Origin of the sequence: Nocardia sp. MH4, assembly GCF_019266065.1 — a bacterium.
Lineage (GTDB): Bacteria > Actinomycetota > Actinomycetes > Mycobacteriales > Mycobacteriaceae > Nocardia > Nocardia canadensis.
Map to the genome: position 1 here is coordinate 29,476 of NZ_LPNR01000108.1, position 21,076 is coordinate 50,551.

At 69.1% G+C, this 21,076-nt stretch carries 24 protein-coding genes and 1 tRNA gene; 9 read left to right on the plus strand and 16 right to left on the minus strand.

The features are described 5' to 3' along the window. Positions 1-502 precede the first annotated feature (502 nt). Positions 503-847 carry a hypothetical protein gene (locus tag ATM97_RS19590; RefSeq protein ID WP_218719479.1) on the minus strand — a complete coding sequence of 115 codons (345 nt, stop codon included), beginning with the start codon at positions 845-847 and terminating at the stop codon, positions 503-505. Between the two features lie 105 nt (positions 848-952). On the opposite strand from ATM97_RS19590, the gene ATM97_RS19595 reads away from it, so the two are divergent. Beyond that, a complete protein-coding gene (locus ATM97_RS19595; RefSeq protein WP_218719480.1) occupies positions 953-1,213 on the plus strand; it encodes a helix-turn-helix domain-containing protein in 261 nt (86 codons plus the stop codon). A gap of 87 nt (positions 1,214-1,300) precedes the next feature. Here ATM97_RS19595 and ATM97_RS19600 read toward each other — a convergent pair. The 3 genes from ATM97_RS19600 to ATM97_RS19610 all read right to left on the minus strand — a co-directional run bounded on the left by ATM97_RS19600 (position 1,301) and on the right by ATM97_RS19610 (position 4,537). Beyond that, positions 1,301-1,377 (minus strand) — tRNA-Leu (locus ATM97_RS19600). A gap of 115 nt (positions 1,378-1,492) precedes the next feature. Next, complete coding sequence (locus ATM97_RS19605) at positions 1,493-3,001, minus strand: amino acid permease (RefSeq protein ID WP_218719481.1); 1,509 nt, start codon at positions 2,999-3,001, stop codon at positions 1,493-1,495. A 48-nt stretch (positions 3,002-3,049) separates the two neighbouring features. Then, a complete protein-coding gene (locus tag ATM97_RS19610) occupies positions 3,050-4,537 on the minus strand; it encodes a peptide MFS transporter (protein WP_218719482.1) in 1,488 nt (495 codons plus the stop codon). A 163-nt stretch (positions 4,538-4,700) separates the two neighbouring features. Between ATM97_RS19610 and ATM97_RS19615 the strand changes: the two genes are divergently transcribed. The 3 genes from ATM97_RS19615 to ATM97_RS19625 all read left to right on the plus strand — a co-directional run bounded on the left by ATM97_RS19615 (position 4,701) and on the right by ATM97_RS19625 (position 6,206). Next, complete coding sequence (locus tag ATM97_RS19615) at positions 4,701-5,147, plus strand: SRPBCC family protein (RefSeq protein ID WP_218719483.1); 447 nt, start codon at positions 4,701-4,703, stop codon at positions 5,145-5,147. A gap of 27 nt (positions 5,148-5,174) precedes the next feature. Further along, on the plus strand, positions 5,175-5,252 hold the full coding sequence (locus ATM97_RS35060) for an SWIM zinc finger family protein (RefSeq protein ID WP_218719576.1): 78 nt from the start codon (positions 5,175-5,177) through the stop codon (positions 5,250-5,252). Positions 5,253-5,408: 156 nt separating this feature from the next. Next, positions 5,409-6,206, plus strand: coding sequence for an MHYT domain-containing protein (locus ATM97_RS19625; protein ID WP_218719484.1), 798 nt, complete (start codon positions 5,409-5,411; stop codon positions 6,204-6,206). 6 nt (positions 6,207-6,212) lie between these two features. On the opposite strand, the gene ATM97_RS19630 is transcribed toward ATM97_RS19625, so the two are convergent. The 3 genes from ATM97_RS19630 to ATM97_RS19640 all read right to left on the minus strand — a co-directional run bounded on the left by ATM97_RS19630 (position 6,213) and on the right by ATM97_RS19640 (position 7,339). Beyond that, positions 6,213-6,428: a hypothetical protein gene (locus ATM97_RS19630; protein WP_218719485.1), complete on the minus strand. Its 216-nt coding sequence runs from the start codon at positions 6,426-6,428 to the stop codon at positions 6,213-6,215. Positions 6,429-6,460: 32 nt separating this feature from the next. After that, a complete protein-coding gene (locus ATM97_RS19635; RefSeq protein ID WP_218719486.1) occupies positions 6,461-6,616 on the minus strand; it encodes a DUF6131 family protein in 156 nt (51 codons plus the stop codon). A 123-nt stretch (positions 6,617-6,739) separates the two neighbouring features. Beyond that, positions 6,740-7,339 (minus strand): TetR family transcriptional regulator, encoded by a 600-nt coding sequence (locus ATM97_RS19640; RefSeq protein WP_218719487.1) that lies wholly within the window; start codon positions 7,337-7,339, stop codon positions 6,740-6,742. Positions 7,340-7,511: 172 nt separating this feature from the next. Here ATM97_RS19640 and ATM97_RS19645 point away from each other — a divergent pair, with 172 nt between their 5' ends. The 3 genes from ATM97_RS19645 to ATM97_RS19655 are packed head-to-tail and all read left to right on the plus strand — an operon-like array spanning position 7,512 to position 11,292. Further along, positions 7,512-9,038 carry an LVIVD repeat-containing protein gene (locus ATM97_RS19645; protein ID WP_218719488.1) on the plus strand — a complete coding sequence of 509 codons (1,527 nt, stop codon included), beginning with the start codon at positions 7,512-7,514 and terminating at the stop codon, positions 9,036-9,038. Continuing rightward, on the plus strand, positions 9,035-9,658 hold the full coding sequence (locus ATM97_RS19650) for a DUF305 domain-containing protein (protein WP_218719489.1): 624 nt from the start codon (positions 9,035-9,037) through the stop codon (positions 9,656-9,658). Before ATM97_RS19645 ends, ATM97_RS19650 begins: the two co-directional genes overlap by 4 nt. A 41-nt stretch (positions 9,659-9,699) precedes the next feature. Continuing rightward, positions 9,700-11,292: a GMC oxidoreductase gene (locus tag ATM97_RS19655; RefSeq protein ID WP_218719490.1), complete on the plus strand. Its 1,593-nt coding sequence runs from the start codon at positions 9,700-9,702 to the stop codon at positions 11,290-11,292. Between the two features lie 42 nt (positions 11,293-11,334). On the opposite strand, the gene ATM97_RS19660 is transcribed toward ATM97_RS19655, so the two are convergent. The 8 genes from ATM97_RS19660 to ATM97_RS19695 form a co-directional block, all read right to left on the minus strand. Then, positions 11,335-11,613 (minus strand): hypothetical protein, encoded by a 279-nt coding sequence (locus ATM97_RS19660; RefSeq protein WP_218719491.1) that lies wholly within the window; start codon positions 11,611-11,613, stop codon positions 11,335-11,337. Between the two features lie 63 nt (positions 11,614-11,676). Further along, positions 11,677-12,408 (minus strand): GntR family transcriptional regulator, encoded by a 732-nt coding sequence (locus ATM97_RS19665; protein ID WP_218719492.1) that lies wholly within the window; start codon positions 12,406-12,408, stop codon positions 11,677-11,679. A 163-nt stretch (positions 12,409-12,571) separates the two neighbouring features. Beyond that, positions 12,572-12,946 (minus strand): SHOCT domain-containing protein, encoded by a 375-nt coding sequence (locus ATM97_RS19670; protein WP_218719493.1) that lies wholly within the window; start codon positions 12,944-12,946, stop codon positions 12,572-12,574. 183 nt (positions 12,947-13,129) lie between these two features. Then, the gene (locus tag ATM97_RS19675) at positions 13,130-14,437 is read right to left on the minus strand and encodes a serine hydrolase (RefSeq protein ID WP_218719494.1); all 1,308 of its coding nucleotides are present in this window, start codon (positions 14,435-14,437) and stop codon (positions 13,130-13,132) included. An 87-nt stretch (positions 14,438-14,524) separates the two neighbouring features. After that, entirely contained in the window at positions 14,525-15,040 is a 516-nt protein-coding gene (locus ATM97_RS19680; RefSeq protein WP_255588074.1) for a hypothetical protein, read from the minus strand. Positions 15,041-15,211: 171 nt separating this feature from the next. After that, the gene (locus ATM97_RS19685; RefSeq protein WP_218719495.1) at positions 15,212-15,835 is read right to left on the minus strand and encodes a DUF305 domain-containing protein; all 624 of its coding nucleotides are present in this window, start codon (positions 15,833-15,835) and stop codon (positions 15,212-15,214) included. A gap of 72 nt (positions 15,836-15,907) precedes the next feature. Next, positions 15,908-16,588 (minus strand): hypothetical protein, encoded by a 681-nt coding sequence (locus ATM97_RS19690; protein ID WP_218719496.1) that lies wholly within the window; start codon positions 16,586-16,588, stop codon positions 15,908-15,910. 63 nt (positions 16,589-16,651) lie between these two features. Then, positions 16,652-17,230 (minus strand): hypothetical protein, encoded by a 579-nt coding sequence (locus ATM97_RS19695; protein ID WP_218719497.1) that lies wholly within the window; start codon positions 17,228-17,230, stop codon positions 16,652-16,654. A gap of 400 nt (positions 17,231-17,630) precedes the next feature. Between ATM97_RS19695 and ATM97_RS19700 the strand changes: the two genes are divergently transcribed. Together ATM97_RS19700 and ATM97_RS19705 are read left to right on the plus strand one after the other, a co-directional pair. Then, positions 17,631-18,779: a methyltransferase gene (locus ATM97_RS19700; RefSeq protein WP_218719498.1), complete on the plus strand. Its 1,149-nt coding sequence runs from the start codon at positions 17,631-17,633 to the stop codon at positions 18,777-18,779. Between the two features lie 154 nt (positions 18,780-18,933). Further along, on the plus strand, positions 18,934-19,794 hold the full coding sequence (locus ATM97_RS19705; protein WP_218719499.1) for a Bax inhibitor-1/YccA family protein: 861 nt from the start codon (positions 18,934-18,936) through the stop codon (positions 19,792-19,794). Between the two features lie 59 nt (positions 19,795-19,853). On the opposite strand, the gene ATM97_RS19710 is transcribed toward ATM97_RS19705, so the two are convergent. Continuing rightward, positions 19,854-21,074, minus strand: a complete 1,221-nt coding sequence (locus tag ATM97_RS19710) for an acetyl-CoA C-acetyltransferase (RefSeq protein WP_218719500.1) — start codon at positions 21,072-21,074, stop codon at positions 19,854-19,856. Positions 21,075-21,076: the final 2 nt, after the last annotated feature.

The following is a 21,076-nucleotide window of genomic DNA, read 5'->3' on the forward strand; positions in this document are numbered from 1 at the left end:
GTGCCCGCCGTTGGACGGGCGAGCCCTCGCGAAAGCAGAAGCGCTCGCGCGCCTGAACTCTGGAGGTAGCGATGGCTAGGCGCGTGCACAAGCGCGATCGGTTGGGGCGGTTCGCGGGCAGCGCTGCGGGCGCGGCTGCCGGTGCGGCCGTCGGGGGCGCACTCGGCAGCAAGCGCGTCCGCGCCCGGTACATCGCAGGCAGCCTCAAGTCGGAATCGCACGTCGGCACCTCAGCCGACGGCAAGTTCACCGGGGCCAAGCTCGGCGCGCGCTACACCGCGCCGGGCGGGCGTGAGGTTGTGGTTAAGGGGATCATCGGCATCTCCACGCCCAAGCAGAGCAAGCCCACTCCGCCGCCGAGCGCTAAGGCTGCGGCCAAGTCGGCTACGTCTGGCGCTAAGGCTGCGAGCGGCCAGAGGGCTACCGCCGCCACGCCCCGCACGGGCAAGTCGGTAGCTGCCAGCTCGGCCGGGCGCAAAGTGCGCCGGTAGCGCGTCGGCGGTCAGTCGGCGGGCTTACCGAGCCACTCGCGCCAGTCTGGCTTGACGGCCGGGGTCGGGCTGACCAGCTTGCACTGCCAGCACTCGTAGTCGGCCTGGTCCTTGGCGACGTTCTGGCGCGCGGTGCAGCGCGGACACGTCACAGCGCGCATACCCGCCGGGGGAGCCGGTTCGCCTCGCGCCACAAGCACCGTCGCCAGAACGCCCAGCGGGCCGAAGAAGAAGCCGACCAGGAAGAAACCGCCGGGGCTGCGGCGCTTCTTCTCGGCGATGATCATGCTGACGATGCCGCAGGCGAAACCGACCATTACGGCGAACACCAGCATCCCGAGCGCTTCATTGCTCATGACGATTCTCCATTCCGAATTCGAGTCGGGAGAATCCTAGGCGTTTGCGCTCTAGACGTTTCCACTCTGGATCAATGCGCGCTAGACATATGTGCTTGGTTTGTCATGGCAACCCCTCCGAACAAACCGCCCGCAAACCCGACGCTGAAGGCGTTCGGGGAACGGGTACGTGCGCGGCGGCTCGAGCTGGGGTGGAGCCAGGAGGCTGCCGCCCACGAGATCGGCGTGCACTGGACGCACCTCGGGCAGGTTGAGCGCGGCCAGCGCAGCGCGCGGGTTGAGAACATCATCAAGTTCGCGGCCGGGCTCCAGACGACGCCCGGCGCGCTGCTGGACGGGTTACCTGCGCCTACCGGCGACGCCTGAGCCCGCTTCGGGGATGGCACGGGGGTGGGGCGAAAGGCCGTCAACCTGCAAGGAAATGACGCCGCGACCCATCTACATGGGTCTTCTTGGTGCCCCCACAGGGACTCGAACCCTGACTTGGCGGATTTTAAGTCCGCTGCCTCTGCCAATTGGGCTATAGGGGCGTCCGGGACAGCCTAGCGACTCGTACGGGTGTACCGGAATCGTGTCGGTAGACAAGGTCGGCCCGGCGTGTCGTCGATGACAGCGCCGAACCGACCTTATCGCCGATGGGGCTGGTCAGCCGGTCGGCGGGCGATTACCGAGGACGGAGTGGCGGCGGCCGTAAGCGAAGTAGACGGCGAAGCCGAGGACCATCCAGACGATGAAACGCAGCCAGGTCTCCACCGAGAGGTTGACCATCAGCCACAGGCACGACAGCACCGCCAGGATGGGGATCAGCGGGACCAGCGGGACGCGGAAGCCGCGGGGCAGGTCGGGGCGGGTGCGGCGCAGCACGATCACGCCGACCGAGACCAGTACGAAGGCGAACAGGGTGCCGATGTTCACCATTTCCTCGAGCGTGCCGAAATCGACGAAGCCGGCCAGCACGCAGCAGACGATGCCGACGATGACGGTCAGCCGGACCGGCGTGCCACGCGAACCGGTGTGGGCCAGCCAGCGCGGCAGCAGTCCGTCGCGCGACATCGCGAACAGCACGCGGGTCTGGCCGAGGAACAGCACCATCACGACGGTGGTCAGACCGGCCAGCGCGCCGATGGAGATGACGTTCTTGGCCCAGTCGACGCCGTGGATGGCGAAGGCGGTGGCCAGCGTGGCGTTCTCGCCCGCCAGATCGGTGTAGGGCACCATGCCGGTGAGCACCAGCGACACCGCCACGTAGAGCACGGTCACGATGAGCAGCGAGCCCAGGATGCCGCGCGGCACCGCCTTCTGCGGGTTCTTAGTCTCCTCGGCGGCGGTGGCGACGACGTCGAAACCGATGAACGCGAAGAACACCAGGCTGGCCGCGGCGAGCAGGCCGTACCAGCCGAAGGTGCTGTTGCCCGCGCCGGTGAGGAACGAGAACAGCGACTGGTGCAGGCCGCCGGCGCCCTCTTCGGTGGGCTGCGACGGCGGGATGTAGGGGCTCAGGTTGGACGCCTTGAAATAGGTGATGCCCAGGACCAGCACCAGCGCGATGACGGCGAGCTTGATCGCGACCGCGATCGCCGACACCCGCGAGGACACCTTGGTGCCGACGGCCAGCAGCACGCCGAGCACCGCGATCAGCGTGACCGCACCCCAGTCGAAGGTAATCGACCCGAGTTGCACGGTGGCGGACTCGAATCCGAAGACGGTGCCCAGATATTGCGACCAGCCCTTGGCGACCACCGACGCGGCGAGCGCGAATTCCAGAATGAGGTCCCAGCCGATGATCCAGGCCACCAATTCACCGAAGGTCGCGTACGAATAGGTGTAGGCGCTGCCGGCGACCGGCACGGTCGAGGCGAATTCGGCGTAACAGAACGCGGTCAGGCCACACGCGATGGCGGCGAACACGAACGCCAGCGAGACCGACGGCCCGGCCACATTGCCCGCCGTGCGCGCGGTCAGCGTGAAGATACCGGCGCCGACCACCACGGCGACACCGAAGATCGTCAGATCCCAGGCCGTCAGGTCCTTGCGGAGTTTGGAATCGGGCTCGTCGGTGTCGAGGATCGATTGCTCGACCGACTTGGTGCGGAACAATCCGCTCTGTCGGCCGGTTGGTCGGCCTGCCTCTGGCGTGGCGTCCGGTGTCGGCACGGTCTTCTCCTTCTGTGCGAACGTCTTCGGGGGATACCCGCAGGCAGGTCAGTGCACGCCCTGCATATGGCGCTTGATCCACGGCGCGAACCCGGCCACCACGAGACCGGCCACGATGGCCGCGGCACCGCTGATGCCGAAGTACGCGGCCTCGTTGTCGGGGTTGTAGTAACGGGCCAGGGTGCCCGCCATGGACGTGCCGATACCGACCGAGAAGAAGTACAGGGCCATCATCTGCGAGCGGTACGCGGCGGGGGCGAGATGGGTGGTCACCGCGAGACCGATCGGCGAGAGCAGCAGCTCGGAGACGGCGAAGCCACCGAGGATCGCGAACACCGCCAGCACCGGCACGGTCTTGTCCTCGAAGCCGCTCAGCAGCGCGAACATCCAGAAGGCGATGCCCATGCCGATGACGCCGAGCGCGAACTTGATCGGAGTGCTCGGCGCCCGGTTGCCCAGCTTGGTCCACATCAGCGCGAACAGCGGCGAGAGCGCGATGATCCACACCGGCTCCACCGAGCCGATCCAGCTGGCCGGTGCCTCCCAGCCGAAGATGTGCCAGTCGATGCGCTCGTCGGAGTACACCGCGAGCATGGTGAACATCTGCTGGAACAGCGACCAGAACACGGCGTTGGCGATGAACAGCGGAATGAACGCGCGTACCCTCGTGCGCTCGACCGGGGTCACCTTGGCGCTGGTGAGCAGCACGGCGAAGTAGACGATCGAGGCGACCACGATGACGCCGGTGGTGACATCGGACAGATTGTCCAGGGTGAGCAACCCGGCCAGTACCGCCACCAGCACCGCGACCGCGGCGACGGCGACGCCGATGAGCACCGGGTTGAGCTCGCGGCGGGTGAGCGGATTGGGCACATCGCGGCCGTGCGTGCCGAGGTTGCGCCGGAACACCACGTACTGGGTCAGGCCCAGGGCCATGCCGACCGCGGCGGCGGCGAAACCGGCGTGGAAGCCCCATTCGCGCTGCAGCAGACCGGTCAGCAGCGGGCCGGTGAAGGCGCCGAGATTGATGCCGAGATAGAAGAGGGTGAAGCCGCCGTCGACGCGCGCGTCGCTCGGCGAGTACAGCGTGCCGAGCAGCGATGAGGCGTTCGCCTTCAGCGCGCCGCTGCCGAACGCGACCAGCACCAGGCCGACCCCGACCCCGGCCAGCCCGGGCAGCACGGCCAGCGCGATGTGGCCCGCCATGACCACGACGCCACCGTAGAAGACGGTGCGTTCCATGCCCAGCACCCGGTCGGCAATCCAGCCGCCGAGCACGGTGGACAGATACACCAGGCCGCCATAGGCGCCGACGATGCCGAGCGCCGTGCTCTGGTCCAGGCCGAGGCCGCCCTCGGTGGTGGAGTAGTAGAGGTAATACCCCAGGATCGTGAGCATGCCGTAGAAGGAGAAACGCTCCCACAGCTCGACACCGAACAGATTGGTGAGTCCGATCGGGTGGCCGAACAGGGTACGTTCGGCGGCCTCGTCGGCGGGGCCGGGCGGGTCGCCGAGCCGCGTTTCTTCGGTGGACATAGGGGAACGATCCCATGTCCGAACGGTGTACAGCAATTTTCCCGCATCATGGCGGGTTCGGCGCGCCGCACCGTCTCGGGTGGGTGTTCTCACCGCGCGACGGGCCCGCGCGCGAATTACCCTTGGAGTGGCCGGATTCCCGCGACGGACGAGGAAATCAGACATGCTGACTGCCGAGGTGACCGTGCCGGTCGACCCTACGGCGGCCTTCGCGACCTTGGCCGACGGCTGGCTGTACGCGAGCTGGGTGGTCGGCGCCTCGCATATCGGCCGGGTCGACCCCGAGTGGCCGGCCGTCGGCAGCCGCATCCAGTACCGATTCGGGCTCTGGCCGGTGCTGATCAGCGACACCACGGTGGTCCGCGCCGTGGATCCGCCGCATCGGCTGGAGCTGGAGGCGCGGCTGTGGTCGGTCGGGTCGGCCTGGATCCGGCTGACCCTGACCGAGGCGTCGCCGGGGTGCACCACCATCCGGATGACCGAGCGCGCGTCGAGCGGTCCCGCGCAGCTGATTCCGGGGGTGGCGCAGGATCTGGTGTTCGCCGCGCGTAATCAGGAGTCGCTGGATCGGCTGGCGGATTTGATCCGGGCACGGGCGCAGAACTCCTGAGCACGGGGTCGCAACCGGTCGGTTCGAATTGAATGCCCCTATTTCCAGGGGCGCGGTTTTCGATGTTCGCACATTGCTGGCTCCGAATCGACAATGGCGAAATAGAATGTGCTGGAACAGAATTCGAATCACGAATATCGAACTGTCGTTATCGCCGGAATTGTCGGGCCGAATGGTCTAGTCTCTAGCCATCGCGCATGCGGAAAATGATCGACCCCGGGGGACAACGTGCTGCACATCGAGCACTTCAACAATGGCTGGATGAATCCGGTTCTCGCGTTCAGTTTGTCGTTCATCGGCTCGGTATTGGGGTTGCGCTGCGCGGTGCACGCGAAAACCTCGACCACGCCGATCGGGTGGTTGATCGCCGCGGCGGTCGCGATCGGCGGGGCCGCGATCTGGGTCATGCATTTCACGGCCATGCTCGGCTTCAGCATCGATGGCGCGCCGATTCGCTACGACGTGCCGACCACCTTGCTCAGCGCGGTCACCTCGATCGGCGTCGTGCTGATCGGGCTGACCATCGTCATCCGGGGGCGGCGGGAATGGCTCACCCTGCCGCTGGGCGGTGCGGTCACGGGCTTCGGCGTGGCCGCCATGCACTACCTGGGGATGCGGGCGATGCGCAGCGGAGCCGTCATCGCCTATCGGCCGCCGCTGGTGGCGCTCTCGATCGTCATCGCGGTGGTCGCGGCGACGACGGCGCTGTGGTTCATGCTGCATGTGCGCGGTCTGGTCCGGACGGCGGGCGCGGCGCTGGTCATGGGCATCGCCGTGTGCGGCATGCACTACACCGCGATGGCCGCGATGAGCGCGCACCACAGCGGCGCCGAGCGGCCGGTCGGCGGGGTGGCGCCGGTGCAATTGCTGTTGCCGTTGATCGCGAGCGTCTCGCTGGTGGTCACCGGACTGGTGATCCTGGTCGGGTTGGCCGAACTGGAGAACAATGCCGAGGACCGGGCGCGGCCGGAACCGGTGCGCGCGACGAGCGGAGTCGTGCGCAGCACCGATCCGGCCACGTTGTCCCACAGTGGCAGGCAATGGCCCCGTCAGGGCTGAGCCTGCCTACTGGCTGGGCTGGGGCAGGGCGCAGTCGTCGACCTTGGGGTTGACGCCCGCGTAGTTCAACGGCCCGGCCAGCACCGTCACCGCGATGGTGCCCAGGGTCGCGCAGTTCTGCTCACGATCGGTGAAGTAGCCACGCTGAGCTGCGGCTACGACGCCGATCACCAGCCACACCAGCACCAGGATCGAAACTATTCGGGGCAGATTCGCCGACATGTTGTTCCTCCTCGAGAAGGGTCCGGCGGGGATCAGTAGTAGTGACGCCTGCCGCCGACCGGGCGGCCGACGCTGCCGGCCAGGGCGAGGACGACGCCGACCACCAGCAGGACGACGCCCACGGTGGACAGCAGGGAAATGCCGAAAACGAGTCCGGCGATGAGGAGTACTGCGCCTAGAAGAATCATTGGAGCTCACCTGTTCGGTACGGGTACTACGTCGTGACGTGCCGGATCGCACGTCACAGGGGGCGTATGCCCCGTTCTGCCGATCGGAAACAGGTATCGGTTGCGCGGGAACGGATCTGCGGGTCAGTGGGTGGGCGGCGCGGTGGTGCCGCGCCGGGCGGCCGACTCGTTGTCGGCGGTCATCCGGTAGACGGTGCGTTCGAGGGTCGGCAGAATGCCGGTGATCGGCAGGGTGCCCGCGGCGAATCGCCCGATCAGGGCCAGTGCCATATTGCCCAGGATCAGGCCCAGGTCGTCGAGGTAGCCGGGGTCGAGATCGCGCAGGGCGATCTCGGCGACCGGCAGGACCGCGGTCAGGCCCTGGGTATCGAGGCGTTCGCCGCCGGGGCCGGTGCGGGCGTGGTGGTAGGCCTCGAGCATCTTGGGGTTGCGCTCCCAGGGCTCGAAGACGGTGCGCAGCACGCGGATCAGGCTGTCGCGCACGGATTCGTCGGGCGTCGGCGGGGTCACGTCGGCGTAGGCGTTGGTCGCCATCCACTGCTCCAGCGCGGCGATGATCAGCTCGTCCCTGGTCCGGAAGAGCCGGTAGATCTTGGCCAGCGAGACGTGGGCCTCGGCGGCGACGGCGCGTAGCTGCACGGCCTCGTAGCCCTCGGTGTTCAGCAGACCCAGCACCACCGCGATGATCTTCGCCGATGCGTCCGATTCCGTTCCGCTGCTCACGGGTGAAATGGTAGCGTCGCCCAGTGGTAACCCAGTTACCGCTGGATGAGGTCGGTGCACGCCTCGTCCACACGACGCGATACCCGACCACTCCCGAGCCCCGGCGCCGCTGCCGCCGCGGGCTCGCTGGACACAGGAAGGCGGCCCCGTTCGCGGGGCCGACGACAACTCCATGACTCGTTTGTTCCCCCGTGCGGCCCGCCGCTGCGGTCTCGTCGCGGTGGCGATGCTGCTGCTGCCGCTCGGCGCCGCCGCCCCGACGGCGACCGGTGCACCCACCCGCCAGACCGCCTGCCTGCCCGGCTCCCTGCCCGAGACCGGCTTGCAGGGCGACGTCCCCGCCGCCGACCGCGACAGCGGCCGATCTCGCGACGGATTCCGCTGCAATATGCGGCTGCTCGGCAGTTCGCCGGGCCGCGGCGGCGGCATCACCTCGGTCACCTTCGACCACTGCGCCTACATCGGCACGTTCTTCCCCGGCAATCTGCTCGGCCCGGACGAGGGGGTGCGGGTGCTCGATATCGCCGACCCGTCCGCGCCGGTCCACACCACCACCCTCACCGAGCCGGCGATGCTGGCCGGAACCTGGGAAAGCCTCAAGGTCAATGCCGCGCGCAAACTCCTTGTCGGCGCGGGTGTTCCGGCGTTGACCGGGGCCGGCCTGCTCTCGGTCTACGACATCTCCGACTGCGCGCACCCCCGGCTGCTCAATCCGGGACCCGGTACCGATCTCGCCCTGCCGGTGCCGATCACGGCGCACGAGGGCGGCTTCTCCCCGGACGGCCGGACCTACTGGGCCTCGGGAACGGCGCCGGGCCTGCTCAGCGCGGTCGACCTCACCGACCCCGCGAATCCTCGAGTCCTCTGGCAGGGCCTGCCGGGTCTGTCCATGCACGGGTTCGGCTTCTCGCCCGACGGCAACCGCATGTACCTGGCGAACAACATGGGCGGCCTGAAGATCCTCGATGTCGCCGCCGTCCAGCGCCGCGACCCGCGACCGCACGTCCCCGAACTCGCCGATCTGCCCTGGACCGACGGCTGGGCCACCCAGCACGCCGTCCCGGTGACCTATCAGGGCACGCCCTACGTGTTCGCCGTCGACGAGGCGGGCTCGGGCGGGGTCAAGCTCATCGACGTCTCCGACGAGCGCGATCCCCGGATCGCGCGCTCGATCAAGCTCGCGATCAATCTGCCCGAGAACCAGGACAGCATGCTCGCCTCGGCCTCGGGTGGTTCGCTGTTCGCCTACGACGCGCACTACTGCGCGGCCGACCGCCCGGCGGACCCGACCGCGCTGGCGTGCAGCTGGACCTCCTCCGGTATCCGGGTCTTCGACGTGCGCGACCCGGCCGCCATCCGGGAGATCGGCTACTTCAACCCGCCCGCCCGCACCGGCGCGAACAGCGAGCTGTGGAACTCCCCGCACGCGCTCGCCTCGATCATCGGTCCGCCGCTGCTGGCGACGCCGACCGTCGCGCAGGCGATGTTGCAGGGCGCCTTCGATCCCGAACAGGCGATCAGCGCGCGCACCGGCACCCTGGCCTTCGGTGATCTGTCGACCGACTGGTGCTTCTCGCCGCCGGAATGGCGCGGCAACCAACTGTGGACCACCTGCGCGGACAACGGATTCCTCGCCCTGGAACTGGCCCCCGAGGTCTACACCCCACCCGCGGGGCAGATCTCGACGACCGGATCATGATCGGGCACAGGGGAATCCGGGCGGGCGCGCTGGCCTGTGGTGCGGTGCTGCTGCTCGCGATGGGTGCGGCACTGCGCCCACTGCTGCCCGCGCCCGCCGCGTCGCCGGTGCTCACCGCGACCGAGATCGGTTTCGTCCAGGACATGGTCGCCCACCACAGCCACGCGCTCGTCCTGGTCCAGCGCCTCGATCGGGGTGTCGATCCCGCGGTCCTCGTGCTGGCCGGACAGATCGCCGACACCCAGCGCACCGAACTGGGCATGCTGCTCGGCTGGCTGCGGCTGGCGGGCGCGCCGGTCGCGGGCGCCGACCCGATGGCCTGGATGCGGCCGCCCGGCGCGCATCGGCACGCCGGTACCGCTGCCGCGCACCACGACTCGGTGATGCCGGGCATGGCGACCGCCGGCGAACTGGACGAACTCGCCGCCGCGACCGGTTCGCGGGCCGAGGTGCTGTTCCTGCGGCTCATGCGGCGCCACCACTACGGCGGCATCGAGATGGCCGCCACCGCCGACGCGCTGCTCGACGGCGGCGAGGTCGAGCGCGCCGCCCGCGACATGATCACCGGCCAGGGTCGCGAGGCCGGACTGCTCGGCCTGCTGCTCGACCGTCGCGCGTGAGCGGACACCCGAAAATCCCTACCCCGATGAAGGTTTGCCGAATGTCGAAGTTCTCCCGCCGTACCCTGCTGACCGGTGCGGCCGCCGCGGGTCTGACCCTGGCCGCCGCGGGCACCGCCGGGGCGCGGCCCGTCGCCGCCCGCACCGGCGCCATCCCGCTCACCACCGAGGACCGCCGGGTCGTCGTGATCGGCTCGGGCTTCGGCGGCGGGGTGACCGCGCTGCGCCTGGCCGAAGCGGGCGTCCCGGTCCTGCTGCTCGAGCGCGGCAGGCGCTGGGCGACGGGCCCGAACTCCCAGACGTTCCCACTGGCCACCCGCCCGGACAAGCGGATGCTCTGGTACCGCTCCGATCCGATGGTGTTCGGCCGACCGCTGGTGTTCGAGCCGTATGCCGGTCTGCTGGAAGCGGTTCCGGGCGCCGGGATGACCGCGCTGTGCGCCGCCGGACTCGGCGGCGGTTCCCTGATCTACCAGGGCATGTCGCTGCAACCCGCGCGCGAGGTGTTCGAGACGCACTTCCCGGCGGGACTGGACTGGGGCCGGATGGACCAGGTCCACTATCCCCGGGTGGCCCGCATGCTCGGGCTCGCCACCGCCCCGGACGAGTTGGTCGCCCATGAGAACTACGCCGCCGCGAGAATCTTCGCCGACCGCGTGCGTGGCGCGGGCCTGCCGCTGTCGAAGATCCCGATGCCGATCGACTGGAACTACGCCCTCGCCGAACTGCGTGGGGAGATGACGCCGTCCTATACCAACGGCGACGGCGCGCTCGGTGTGAACAACGGCGGCAAACACTCCGTCGACGTCACCTATGTCGCCGCGGCGGAAGCGACCGGCCTGGTCGAGGTGCGCACCCTGCACGAGGTGACCGGGATCGAGCGCGCCGCCGACGGGCGCTGGGTGGTGCGCGTCGACCGGGTCGACACCGCGGGCACCGTACTGGAGAACAAGGTCATCACCACCGGCGCGCTGGTGCTGGCGGCGGGCAGCCTCAACACCACCCGGATGCTCGTGCGGGCCCAGGCGCTGGGCCACATCCCCGATCTGCCCGACGAGCTCGGCCGGGGCTGGGGGACCAATGCCGACCGGATCTACGTGTGGCGCGACGGATCGGCGGGATTCGGTGCGGCACAGGGTGGTCCGGTGGTCTACGGCAGCAAGAACTGGGACGACCCGCGGGCCGCCTTCACCGTCATCCAGGCGTCGATCCCGTCGCTGCCGGTCGACCCGGGCGCCACCATGCTGGTCGGCTACGGCGTCAGTTCCGGGCGGGGCGAGTTCGGCTACGACGCGGGCGCCGATACCGCGACCCTGCGCTGGCCCGGCGACGGTGACCGGGCGATCCAGGACGGTCACATCGATCCGGCGGTGCGGCGCATCGCGGGCCCGGGCAGCACGCTCATCGACACCAACGCCTTGTTCCCCTCGACCTGGCATCCCCTCGGCGGGGCGAATATGGGCGCGGTCTGCGATCTCGACGGTCGCGTCCTCGGGCAGCGTGGGCTCTACGTTCTCGACGGGGCGCTCATGCCGGGCAATACCGCGGCGTGCAATCCGTCGATGACCATCGCCGCGGTCGCCGAGCGCGCGCTGGAGAATCTGGTCCGTACCGACGTGGGCACGCTGATCTGAGCGGGGATCGGCGCGCCACCGAGGTGGCGCGCCGACCGTCGATCAGCCCGCGGAACCGGGGAGCACCGCGGAGCCCGTCGAGGGCGGCCGCGGTCCGGCCGAGCCGAGGTCGGCGTCGAAGGAGCCGGTGCCGCTGCCGAAGTCGGCGTCGACCGAGCCCATCGAACTGCCTGTCGGCGGACCGATTTCGACCGAGCCCGAGGGCCACAGGTCCCAATCGAGACCGCCGGCGGCGTTGGCGGTGCCGCCCGCACCGAGCAGGGTTCCCGCGGCGAGCACGGCCAGCAGGCCCGCCCGGGTGGTGGACTTACGAATGGACATGGGGTGATACCTCCGAGCACTTCGCTGTGATAGCGCTCATACAGTATCTGAAATATGACAGTTTCATACCTGTGATCGACGGCCGACTTCCATCTGCACGCGATAGCGGTCGGCGCGATACCAGCTGTGGGTGTGCTCGATCGGCACCTCCGCGCTGAACGACACCCGGTCGAAATGCAGGACGGGAGCGCCCTTCTTGACGCCGAGCAGCATCGCGACGCCGGACTCGGCGCCCTGGGCGTCGACGGTCTGTTCGGCCCGCTCGATCGGCCTGCCGTAGCGATCGGCGGTCGTCCGGTAGATCGAACCGGTGAGGTCGTGCGAGATCAGGCCGGGCAGCAGCTCGGGGTTGAACCAGGCGTCGTCGACGCTCACCGGCTCCTCGTCGGCCAGCCGCAGCCTGCGCACGTGGTAGGCGTCCGCGTCCGGCGGCAGCCGCAGCGCGCGGGCGGTGGCCTCCGGCGGCACCGCTTCCTCGGCGACCAGCACCAGGGTGGTCGGCTGATGTCCGAGGGCGCGCATCTCCTCGGTGAAGGAGGCCAGATGCAGTCGCGACTGCACCGGCCGGTGCGCGACGAAGGTGCCCTTGCCGCGCACCCGGACCAGATAGCCCTCGTTGACCAGCTGCCCGATCGCCTCGCGTACGGTGATCCGGCTGACGCCGTAATCCTGCATGAGGTTGCGTTCGCTGGTCATCAGATCGCCCGGCTGTAGCTCGCGCGTGCATTTCTGCAGCAGGATCGCGCGCAGCTGTTCGTGTTTGGGCACTGCGCTGTCGCGCAGCGGTGCGGGCATGAAGGTGGCTCCTTCGGTGAGGGTGCACCGGTCCCTACTGGTCCTGTCCGGTGTGTTCGAGAATACGCGACGGCGACCCCTCGGCCCAGGGAATTCTCCTCCGGAACGCCGAAAGCCCCGCTGACCGAGGGTATCGGTGCGGGGCCTGCGGTGGAACGGGTGATCAGGACAGCGCTTTGGCCTTGAGCTGTTCGTATTCGGCCTGGGTGATCGAGCCTTCGTCGAGCAGCCGCTTGGCGTCGGCGATCTGCGCCGCGGGATTGGTGCCCGCGGTCTCCTTGATGTAGGAATCCTGCGCCTGCTGGATCTTCGCGGCCTCGGCGTTCGAGCGCTCGGCCATGCCCTGACCGCGCACGATCAGGTACACCAGCGCGGTGAGGAACGGGAAGATGAGCAAGCAGACGATCCAGATCGCCTTCACCCAGCCCGAGGTCTTGTGATCGCGGAAGAGGTCTCCGATGATCATGAAGAGCATGAGCAGGTAGGCGACGAACGCGAAGCTCACAATGATGAGCCAGATGACTTCCCAGAATGACATGGCACACCTCGAGGGGGAGAGGGATCGATCGTCTGTTGTGGGGCGATCGATTGAAGCACGCTTCTTGCTGGAAAATTGCCGGTCGTCGGGTGTTTCGTTGACCCTGTTCAGGGTGGGTACCAGTCAGCGTACGCGTCAGGACCCGGACGGCACAGGTGGCGGCGCGTCGCCGCCACCCGCGGGTCAGCGGATGCCGGGGGTGGCCGGGTTGTTGCCGACGCAGCCGAGGACGACGCAACCGGGCGGCCAGTCGGAGAACGGCGGCTTCGGGGTCTCGCCCAGGCAGTCGAGGAAACTGCACCCAGGGTAGGCGTAGGGCCCGATCCCGAAGGTGCCCAGCAGCGCGTCGGGACGCGCGATCATCGGATCGGTGACGCTCACGTCCGGGCGTTCCCGGTACGGTCCGGGATCGGGGAGTTGCTGGTCGACGAAGGCCGAGACCAGCGTGCGCATCACATTGTGGGTGTAGGTGGACGAGGCACCCGGCGTCGCGACGCCGGTCCAGTTCAGCATCAGGCCCAGGCTGGGCACAATGTAGCTGTCGTTGCGCAGCATGCCCGACATCTTCACCGCGTCCAGCGGCAGGCCGGGGAACTCGAGGACGCACGGCGCGCCGTTGATCACGAACAGGAAGCCGTAGCAGGGCATGCTCGCCGAGGGTGACAGCGCCGCGCGCATGTAGTCGTCCGAGATCACCTGCTGATCGTTCCAGCGACCCCGATTGCCCACGAGCAGGCCGAGTTTGGCGAAGTCGTCCGGTGGCAGGATCAGATGCGCGTGGCCGTAGGTGTTCCCGGCGCGGTCGCGGGCCCAGAAGTAGTCGCCGCGGGCGATGCCCAACGGGTCGAACAGTTTTCGCTGCGCGAAGCTCTGGAAGTCCTCGCCGACGGACTGCCCGATGACGTAGACCAGCAGGTCCACCGCGCGCTGGCTGTAGCGGAACATGGTGCCCTGCGGGCGCTCGATCGGCATCGCCAGCGCCTGGGCGACGACGTTCGGATCCAGCGCGGCCAGCCCGGTCGCGCCCTCGGCGGCGACGGCGACCTCCATCCCGGAGGACTCGGTGAGCAGGTTGCGCACGGTGATCGACCGGTGCGCCTCGTCGCCGAGACCCGCGGGCAGATAGCGCCCGATCGGCTCGTCGATGTCCAGCCTGCCCTCGTCCACGGCCAGCCCCGCGACCAGCGCGACCACGCTCTTGGTCCCGCTCCACAGATTCCAGGCCACGCCGCCGGATTCGGCATTGCGCGGCCCCGTGGCGACCAGGCAGTTGTTCCGGTACAGCTGGATGTTGAACCGGGTGGTGTCGATCGCCAGATTCATGGCGTCGGCGAGCCGCGCGGGGTCGAAGGCGGCCTCGGCGGGCGTCGCGGTCTGCGGCGTGCGCCCCGAGCTGACCTCACACTGCTTGGCGGTCACCGGTTCGGCCTGCGCCACCGTGGGCAGCAGTGCACCCGACGTCAGCGTCAGCGCCGTAACCGCCGCTGCCACAACATGTTTCAGATAGCTGCGCACTCCACCCTCCAGAAAGAGATTCCGGAGGTGAATCGTGAACAGTCACGTTCTTGTTACGGGTGCTCAGTTTCCGTATGGCTTGCACACGTCGATCGCGGTGTCCTTGGCGGCGTTGAACGTGTCGATCACGCCGTTGAGTTCGTCGGTCGGCGCGCGGCGCTCGAGCGTGTCGGCGAGGGTGTTGGTGTTGTCGCGGTAGGAGCGCAGCGGCGTGGCCAGCGTCGAGATCACGTCGTTGGTGATCTTGCGGCCCAGGTCCTTGGCGTTGTTGCGCAGCGTGGTGACCGCGTCGTTGGCCTTGGCGTCGGTGTCGGCCGCCCTGGTGTTGCTGGCGTCGATATAGGCGTTGAACGCGGTCACCGAGCTCTTGTTGGCCGCGCGCAGGCCGTCGCAGGCCGCGTCGTTGGCCTTGGCCACCCGCGCCGCCGACGAGGCGGCGACCTCGGAAGTGTAAGAGGCGAGGTCGGTCTGGTTGGCCTGCGCGTCGCCGGGCACCTGCTTGGTGCAGGCGACCAGGACCAGGCCGGTCGCCACGGCCACGAGCGCCGTGCCGACCCCCATTCGTTCCCGTTGTCTCATGTCTCCCTCTCCTCCCTCGGGACCGTCGGCCCGCGGATTGCGCCGGAGCCGAACATATCGACCGTACTGGCTGGAGGCGGGTGACGTCAGCTCGCGGTGGCGATTTCGATGACCAACCGAGACGTCGACCGGTCGCGGCGCCGGGACCGGCTGCCCCGGCGCCGCTCCCGCTCAGCTCTGGCCGAGCATGCCGCGCATGGTGGCGATCTCGGCCTGCTGATCGGCCACGATCGCCGTCGCCAGCTGCCGCGATTCCGGGTTGACGCCGCCGGCGAGCTCGGTCTGGGCCATGGCGACCGCGCCCTCGTGGTGGGCGATCATCATCTCCAGCCACTGCTTGTCGAAATCGGCGCCCTGGGCGGATTGCAGCGCGCTCATCTGCGCGTCGGTCATCATGCCGGGCATGGCGTGCCCGTCGTGGCCGCCGCTCGCGCTGGGCGCCGGCTTGCCGAAGCCGGCCAGCAAACCGGTGATCTGCTGCATCTCCGGCGCCTGAGCCTTCTCCACCTGCGCGGCCAAGGCGATCAGCTGCGCGTTCTGGGTGTGCGTCGGCACCATCTTCGCCATGTCGACGGCCTGCGCGTGGTGCGGGTACATCATCTGCAGGAAGGTGACGTCGGCATCGTTGAAGTCGGTGCGGGCAGCGGCCGACGGCGCGGCCGAGCTGGTGGTGCTCGTCGCGGAGTGGGTGTCGTGCGTGGCCGTGTCGTTGTCGTCGCTACAGCCCGCGGCGAGCAGCAGGGCGCTCGCGGCGGTGACGGCGAGAACGGTGGCGCGGGTACGGCTGATGGACATGGTGATCCTCCTGGGGATTCGATGTGGATGTGATTCGGTCCTGCCACCGGCGAAGCCGGGGCGGTGGACCTGTCAGATCCGCAGAATCGCCAGTTGGGACAGGGTCAGGACGGTCCACGGCGGCGGGCGCTCGCGCCTGCCCCGCCAGGGCCGGGCGGCGGCGCCGCCACCGGTCGAGTCGTCGTCGGTGAGCCGGTAGAGCAGGACCAGGGTCAGGGCGGCGGCGAGCGCGGCCAAGACGAAGACACAGCCGTGGATACCCGCGCGCTCGTCGCACCCCGATGCCCCACAGCCGGATCCCATCGCGTGCTTGTCGTCGCCGGGGCGGGCGATGTGGGTGGCGTCGGACCCTGCGGCGGCGAGTCGGCTGTCGCCGGGGGGTGCGATGTCGGTGTCCGTGAGCTGGTCCTCGCCGGGGAAATCGAGGTGCGCGGCGGCGTCGACTGAGCCGGTGGCGGCGAGTGGGTCGTCGCTGGGGAGGGCGGCCGCGAGCAGGCCGTGGTTCGGCGGGCCGTCGGCGAGACCGGAGGTCGTGGTGTTCGCGCTGTCGCTCGGTGCCGGAGCGGCGTGCCTCACCGCGGCGGTGTTGAGCGTGGCCGGGAGGGCATGCGACTCGGACGCGGTGTCGTGGGCGTGGGCGTGGGCGGTGCCGAAGACCGCCGAGTGCATGGCGACGATTCCGGCCAGCAGCGCCAACACCGCGAGCACCCTGGCGATGCCGGGTGCGCGCACGCGCGAATGCTGGTCGGTCACGACGCCCAGTCTAACCAGCGCGATCGGGGGACCCGGAATACCCGCACACGGTAGGGGTAGCGGCTACGGGCTCGCGATGTCGACGACCAGGCGCGGCGGGTCGGTCAGCGTGGTGACCGCGAACGCGGGCGCGTCGGCGTCGACACCGATGAACGACTGGGTGGTGCCCTCGTACACGATCTTCTTGTAGACGCCGGTGATGTTCGGGACGTTCGGGTCGGTCACCGGGTCGGGCCCGGCGAAGGGCGGCACCGGGGAATCGAACGGATAGGCCGATCCGAGAATGCGCACCTCGAGAATCGAGCGACCGGCCACATCGACGGTCTTGCCGCTGCCGTCCTGAACCGCGCGATCGGTGTACTCGACCTGCCAGCCGGGGGTGCCGGTGCCGCCGAGCTCGAAGACCACCCGGTCGAAGCCGGGCTGCTTGCCGATCCTGATGTCGGTCACGGTCAGGGCCGCGCCCGCCGAGGCCGCGCCGGACTTGGGGGCGTTGTCGCTGGGCGCCGCGCCGGTGGCATCGGCGAAGGTGCTGGTGGTGCTCGTCGGAGGTGGCGTAGCCGCCGGCGCGTCGTCGGTGCCGCAGCCGGGCAGTGTCAGCGCGGCGAGGGCGACCAATCCGAACACGAGAGCGTTACGCATGAGGCTGATGGTACGCAGGGCAGGCGCCGTGACGAGGGCACGAACGTGGGTGTGTTCGGGCTACGGTGAGTTTGCTGGAGTGCCGAACCGCGCGCGGAGCGGCCCGATCGCCGCTGGTGCCGTGCTCGGCCCGCGGTGGCGACGGATTCGCCCGCCCGCCCGGCCGCCGTCACCGCGATGTTCGGGGCCGGTCTCTGTTCGTTCATCTGGCCGAAACATTGGGGAACAACGGGATTCGTGAGATCGGCCGGCTCGCGCCGGTCTGCAAGGGTGTCGCAAATCGGCGGAAGCTGTTCGTGCCCATCGGAATACCCACTCCCATTACGCACTGTGAGCAAGGCCACCGGCGGATATCAGGGCCGGATGTGACGGTGGGGCAACGATCTAGCACACTTGTCGCGTGGACAGAGTCGAGGACGTATTCACCCGGCTGCGCCGGTATCCGGACGTGGAGGCGCCGAACCTCTATGCCGTCGACGCCGCCGACCGTTTGCTCCTCGACACCGCGTCCGAGGCCCTGACGGCGGTGGGTAGCGGCGAGGTTGCGGTGATCGGCGACGCCTACGGCGCACTCACCATCGGCGCGGCCACCCGCCACGACCTCACCGGTGTGCGGGTGCATCAGGACCTGCTCACCGGGGAACTCGCGCTCGCGGGCAACGCCAAGAACCTCGGCCTGACCGACCGCTACACCGCGCACGGCCTCGACGCCGAGTTGCTGACCGGTGCGCGGGTGGTGCTGATGCGCCTGCCCCGGATGCTGTCGGGGCTGGCCGAGATCGCCGAGGCCGTCGCCAGGTACGCCGCGCCGGAGGTCGTCGTGTTCGCGGGCGGCCGCGACAAGTACCTCACCCCGGCCATGAACGAGGTGTTCGCCGAATCCTTCGGGCAGGTGCGCGCGGGCCGGGGCAGGCAGAAGTCCCGGGTGCTGGTCGTCGCGGAGCCGAAGCCGGTCGGCGAGTCGCGGTTCCCGGTGGCCGAGCGCATCGCCGAGATCGACGGTGACGTGCTCGCCTACGGCGCCGCCTTCTCCGGGCCCCGCCTCGATATCGGCACCCGCTTCCTGCTCGAGCATCTGGACCGGATGAAGCCCGACGCGCGCGAGGCCATCGACCTCGGTTGCGGCACCGGCATCCTCGCGGTGGCGCTGGCCAAGTCGCGGCCGCACCTGCGGGTCGTCGGCACCGATCAGTCCGCCGCGGCGGTCGCCTCGGCCCGGGCGACCGCGGCCGCCAACGGTGTCGCCGACCGGGTGACGGTGGTGCGCGACGACGCCATGTCCTCCGCCGCCGACAACAGTGCCGACCTGGTGCTGTGCAATCCGCCGTTCCACGTCGGCGCGGCCGTGCACACCGGCTCGGCGATCAAGATGTTCGCCGAGACCGGCCGGGTGCTGCGGCCGGGCGGGGAGCTGTGGACGGTCTACAACTCGCACCTGAACTATCGCGGCGTGGTCGAGCGGATGGTCGGGCACACCGATGTGATCGGCCGGAACCAGAAGTTCACGGTGACGCGGTCCGTTCGTGGTCTGCGCGACGTACAACGATAGAGCCGGTCGGACGCGGTAGAGTCCGATTTGTCCGGTCGGGCGGTGCGGCGATCCGCTGGGAACTATGTCCGATCACGACGCGTTGTACAGGGCAGTTGGAGCTGTTGCCCGCCGTCAGGCGAACAGCGACTATTCACTCCAAGAAAGGCGCACGGTGCGTACCTCATCGAATCCGGTGTTCAAGAACTTACCTCGCCAGGAGGGTGTCGGCGGTTACGCGAACTTCGGTTCGGGCGTGGCCGGCGCGGGTCAGCTGGGCAACCAGCAGCAGTACGGCGAGTACGGGCAGCAGTACGGCCAGCAATTCCAGCAGGCCCCCGCCACCCGCGCGATGACCATCGACGACGTGGTCACCAAGACCGGCATCACCCTCGCGGTGCTGACCGTCGCGGCGATCGCCTCGTTCGCGCTGTCCTCGGCCAACCCCTCGCTGGCTCCGCTGTTCGTCATCGGCGGCGGCCTGATCGGCTTCGTGCTGGTGATGGTCGCGAGCTTCGGCCGCAAGATGGACAACCCCGCCATCGTGCTGTCCTACGCGGCGTTCGAGGGCCTGTTCCTCGGCGCGCTGTCGCTGATGTTCACCGACGTGACCTTCGGCGGTGTGGGCGGTAGCGCGCTGATCGGCCAGGCGGTGCTCGGCACCTTCGGCGTGTTCTTCGGCATGCTGGTCGTCTACAAGACGGGCGCGATCCGGGTCACCCCGCGCTTCACCCGCATGCTGCTCGGCGCCATGGTCGGCGTGCTGGTGCTGATGGTGGGCAACCTGATCGCGAGCTTCTTCACCGACGGCGGCTTCGGCCTGCGCGACGGTGGCGCCCTGGCGATCGTGTTCAGCCTGGTCTGCATCGCCATCGCCGCGTTCAGCTTCCTGCTGGACTTCGACGCCGCCGATCAGCTGATCCGCGCCCAGGCCCCCGAGAAGGCCGCCTGGGGCGTCGCCCTCGGCCTGACCGTCACCCTGGTCTGGCTCTACGTCGAGATCCTGCGCCTGCTGAGCTACTTCCAGCGGGATTGACAGCCGAGACATAAAAGAGCGGCCCACCGAATTCGGTGGGCCGCTCTTTTCGTGCTATCTCAGCTGAGGCGCTCGATCACGAGGGCCATGCCCTGGCCGCCGCCGACGCACATGGTCTCGACACCGAACTGCTTGTCGTAGGTCTGCAGGTTGTTCAGCAGGGTCGCGGTGATGCGGGCACCGGTCATGCCGAACGGGTGGCCCAGCGCGATGGCGCCACCGGAGACGTTGAGCTTGTCCTCGTCGATCTTCAGCTCACGAGCCGAGCCGAGCACCTGCACGGCGAAGGCCTCGTTGATCTCGAACAGGTCGATGTCGGAGACCGACTTGCCCGCCAGCGCCAGCGCGCGCTGCACGGCCTCGACCGGGCCCAGGCCCATGATCTCGGGGGACAGGCCGGACACGCCGGTGGAGACGATGCGGGCCAGCGGGGTCAGGCCCAGCTCCTTGGCCTTGGTGTCGCTCATGATGACCAGCGCGGCCGCGCCGTCGTTGAGCGGGCAGCAGTTGCCCGCGGTGACGGTGCCGTCGGGACGGAAGACCGGCTTGAGCTGGCTGACCGCCTCGTAGGTGACGCCGGCGCGCGGGCCGTCGTCCTTGCTGACGACCGAGCCGTCGGGCAGGGTCACCGGGGTGATCTCGCGCTCGAAGAAGCCGTTCTTGATGGCCTCCTCGGCGCGGTTCTGCGAACGCACGCCCCAGTGGTCCTGGTCCTCGCGGGAGATGCCGGTCAGCGTCGCGACGTTCTCGGCGGTCTGGCCCATCGGGATGTAGACGTCGGGGAGCAGGTTGTCCTCGCGCGGGTCGTGCCACTGGCCCGCGCCGCCCTCGGCGGTCTTCTTGGTGCGGGCCTCGGCCTCGGCGAACTCGGGGTTCTTGGTGTCGGGCCAGCTGTCGGCCGAGCCCTTGGCGTAGCGGGAGACGGTCTCCACACCGGCGGAGATGAACACGTCACCCTCGCCGGCCTTGATCGCGTGGAAGGCCATCCGGGTGGTCTGCAGCGACGACGCACAGTAGCGCTGGACGGTGGTGCCCGGCACGGTGTCGAGGCCCAGCTGCACGGCGACGTTGCGAGCCATGCCGAAGCCGCCCTCACCCGCGGGGGAGCCGGTGCCGAGCATGATGTCGTTGATCGTGCTCGGGTCGAGCGCGGGGACCTTGGCCAACGCGGCGCGCACCATCTGGGCGGTCAGGTCATCCGGACGCATACCCGCCAGGGACCCCTTGACGGCACGGCCGATGGGGGAGCGGGCGATGGAGACGATAACGGCCTCGGGCATGA

What these genes read in the sequence shown, in the direction of transcription:
- ATM97_RS19595 (WP_218719480.1), top strand. Translation starts at nt 953, where the DNA reads ATGGCAACCCCTCCGAACAAACCGCCCGCAAACCCGACGCTGAAGGCG.
- ATM97_RS19650 (WP_218719489.1), top strand. Translation starts at nt 9,035, where the DNA reads ATGATCGGGCACAGGGGAATCCGGGCGGGCGCGCTGGCCTGTGGTGCG.
- ATM97_RS19625 (WP_218719484.1), top strand. Translation starts at nt 5,409, where the DNA reads ATGAATCCGGTTCTCGCGTTCAGTTTGTCGTTCATCGGCTCGGTATTG.
- ATM97_RS19665 (WP_218719492.1), bottom strand. Translation starts at nt 12,408, where the DNA reads ATGCCCGCACCGCTGCGCGACAGCGCAGTGCCCAAACACGAACAGCTG.
- ATM97_RS19655 (WP_218719490.1), top strand. Translation starts at nt 9,700, where the DNA reads ATGTCGAAGTTCTCCCGCCGTACCCTGCTGACCGGTGCGGCCGCCGCG.
- ATM97_RS19645 (WP_218719488.1), top strand. Translation starts at nt 7,512, where the DNA reads ATGACTCGTTTGTTCCCCCGTGCGGCCCGCCGCTGCGGTCTCGTCGCG.
- ATM97_RS19710 (WP_218719500.1), bottom strand. Translation starts at nt 21,074, where the DNA reads ATGCCCGAGGCCGTTATCGTCTCCATCGCCCGCTCCCCCATCGGCCGT.
- ATM97_RS19590 (WP_218719479.1), bottom strand. Translation starts at nt 847, where the DNA reads ATGAGCAATGAAGCGCTCGGGATGCTGGTGTTCGCCGTAATGGTCGGT.
- ATM97_RS19610 (WP_218719482.1), bottom strand. Translation starts at nt 4,537, where the DNA reads ATGTCCACCGAAGAAACGCGGCTCGGCGACCCGCCCGGCCCCGCCGAC.
- ATM97_RS19615 (WP_218719483.1), top strand. Translation starts at nt 4,701, where the DNA reads ATGCTGACTGCCGAGGTGACCGTGCCGGTCGACCCTACGGCGGCCTTC.
- ATM97_RS19660 (WP_218719491.1), bottom strand. Translation starts at nt 11,613, where the DNA reads ATGTCCATTCGTAAGTCCACCACCCGGGCGGGCCTGCTGGCCGTGCTC.
- ATM97_RS19670 (WP_218719493.1), bottom strand. Translation starts at nt 12,946, where the DNA reads ATGTCATTCTGGGAAGTCATCTGGCTCATCATTGTGAGCTTCGCGTTC.
- ATM97_RS19630 (WP_218719485.1), bottom strand. Translation starts at nt 6,428, where the DNA reads ATGTCGGCGAATCTGCCCCGAATAGTTTCGATCCTGGTGCTGGTGTGG.
- ATM97_RS19685 (WP_218719495.1), bottom strand. Translation starts at nt 15,835, where the DNA reads ATGTCCATCAGCCGTACCCGCGCCACCGTTCTCGCCGTCACCGCCGCG.
- ATM97_RS19695 (WP_218719497.1), bottom strand. Translation starts at nt 17,230, where the DNA reads ATGCGTAACGCTCTCGTGTTCGGATTGGTCGCCCTCGCCGCGCTGACA.
- ATM97_RS19635 (WP_218719486.1), bottom strand. Translation starts at nt 6,616, where the DNA reads ATGATTCTTCTAGGCGCAGTACTCCTCATCGCCGGACTCGTTTTCGGC.
- ATM97_RS19680 (WP_255588074.1), bottom strand. Translation starts at nt 15,040, where the DNA reads ATGAGACAACGGGAACGAATGGGGGTCGGCACGGCGCTCGTGGCCGTG.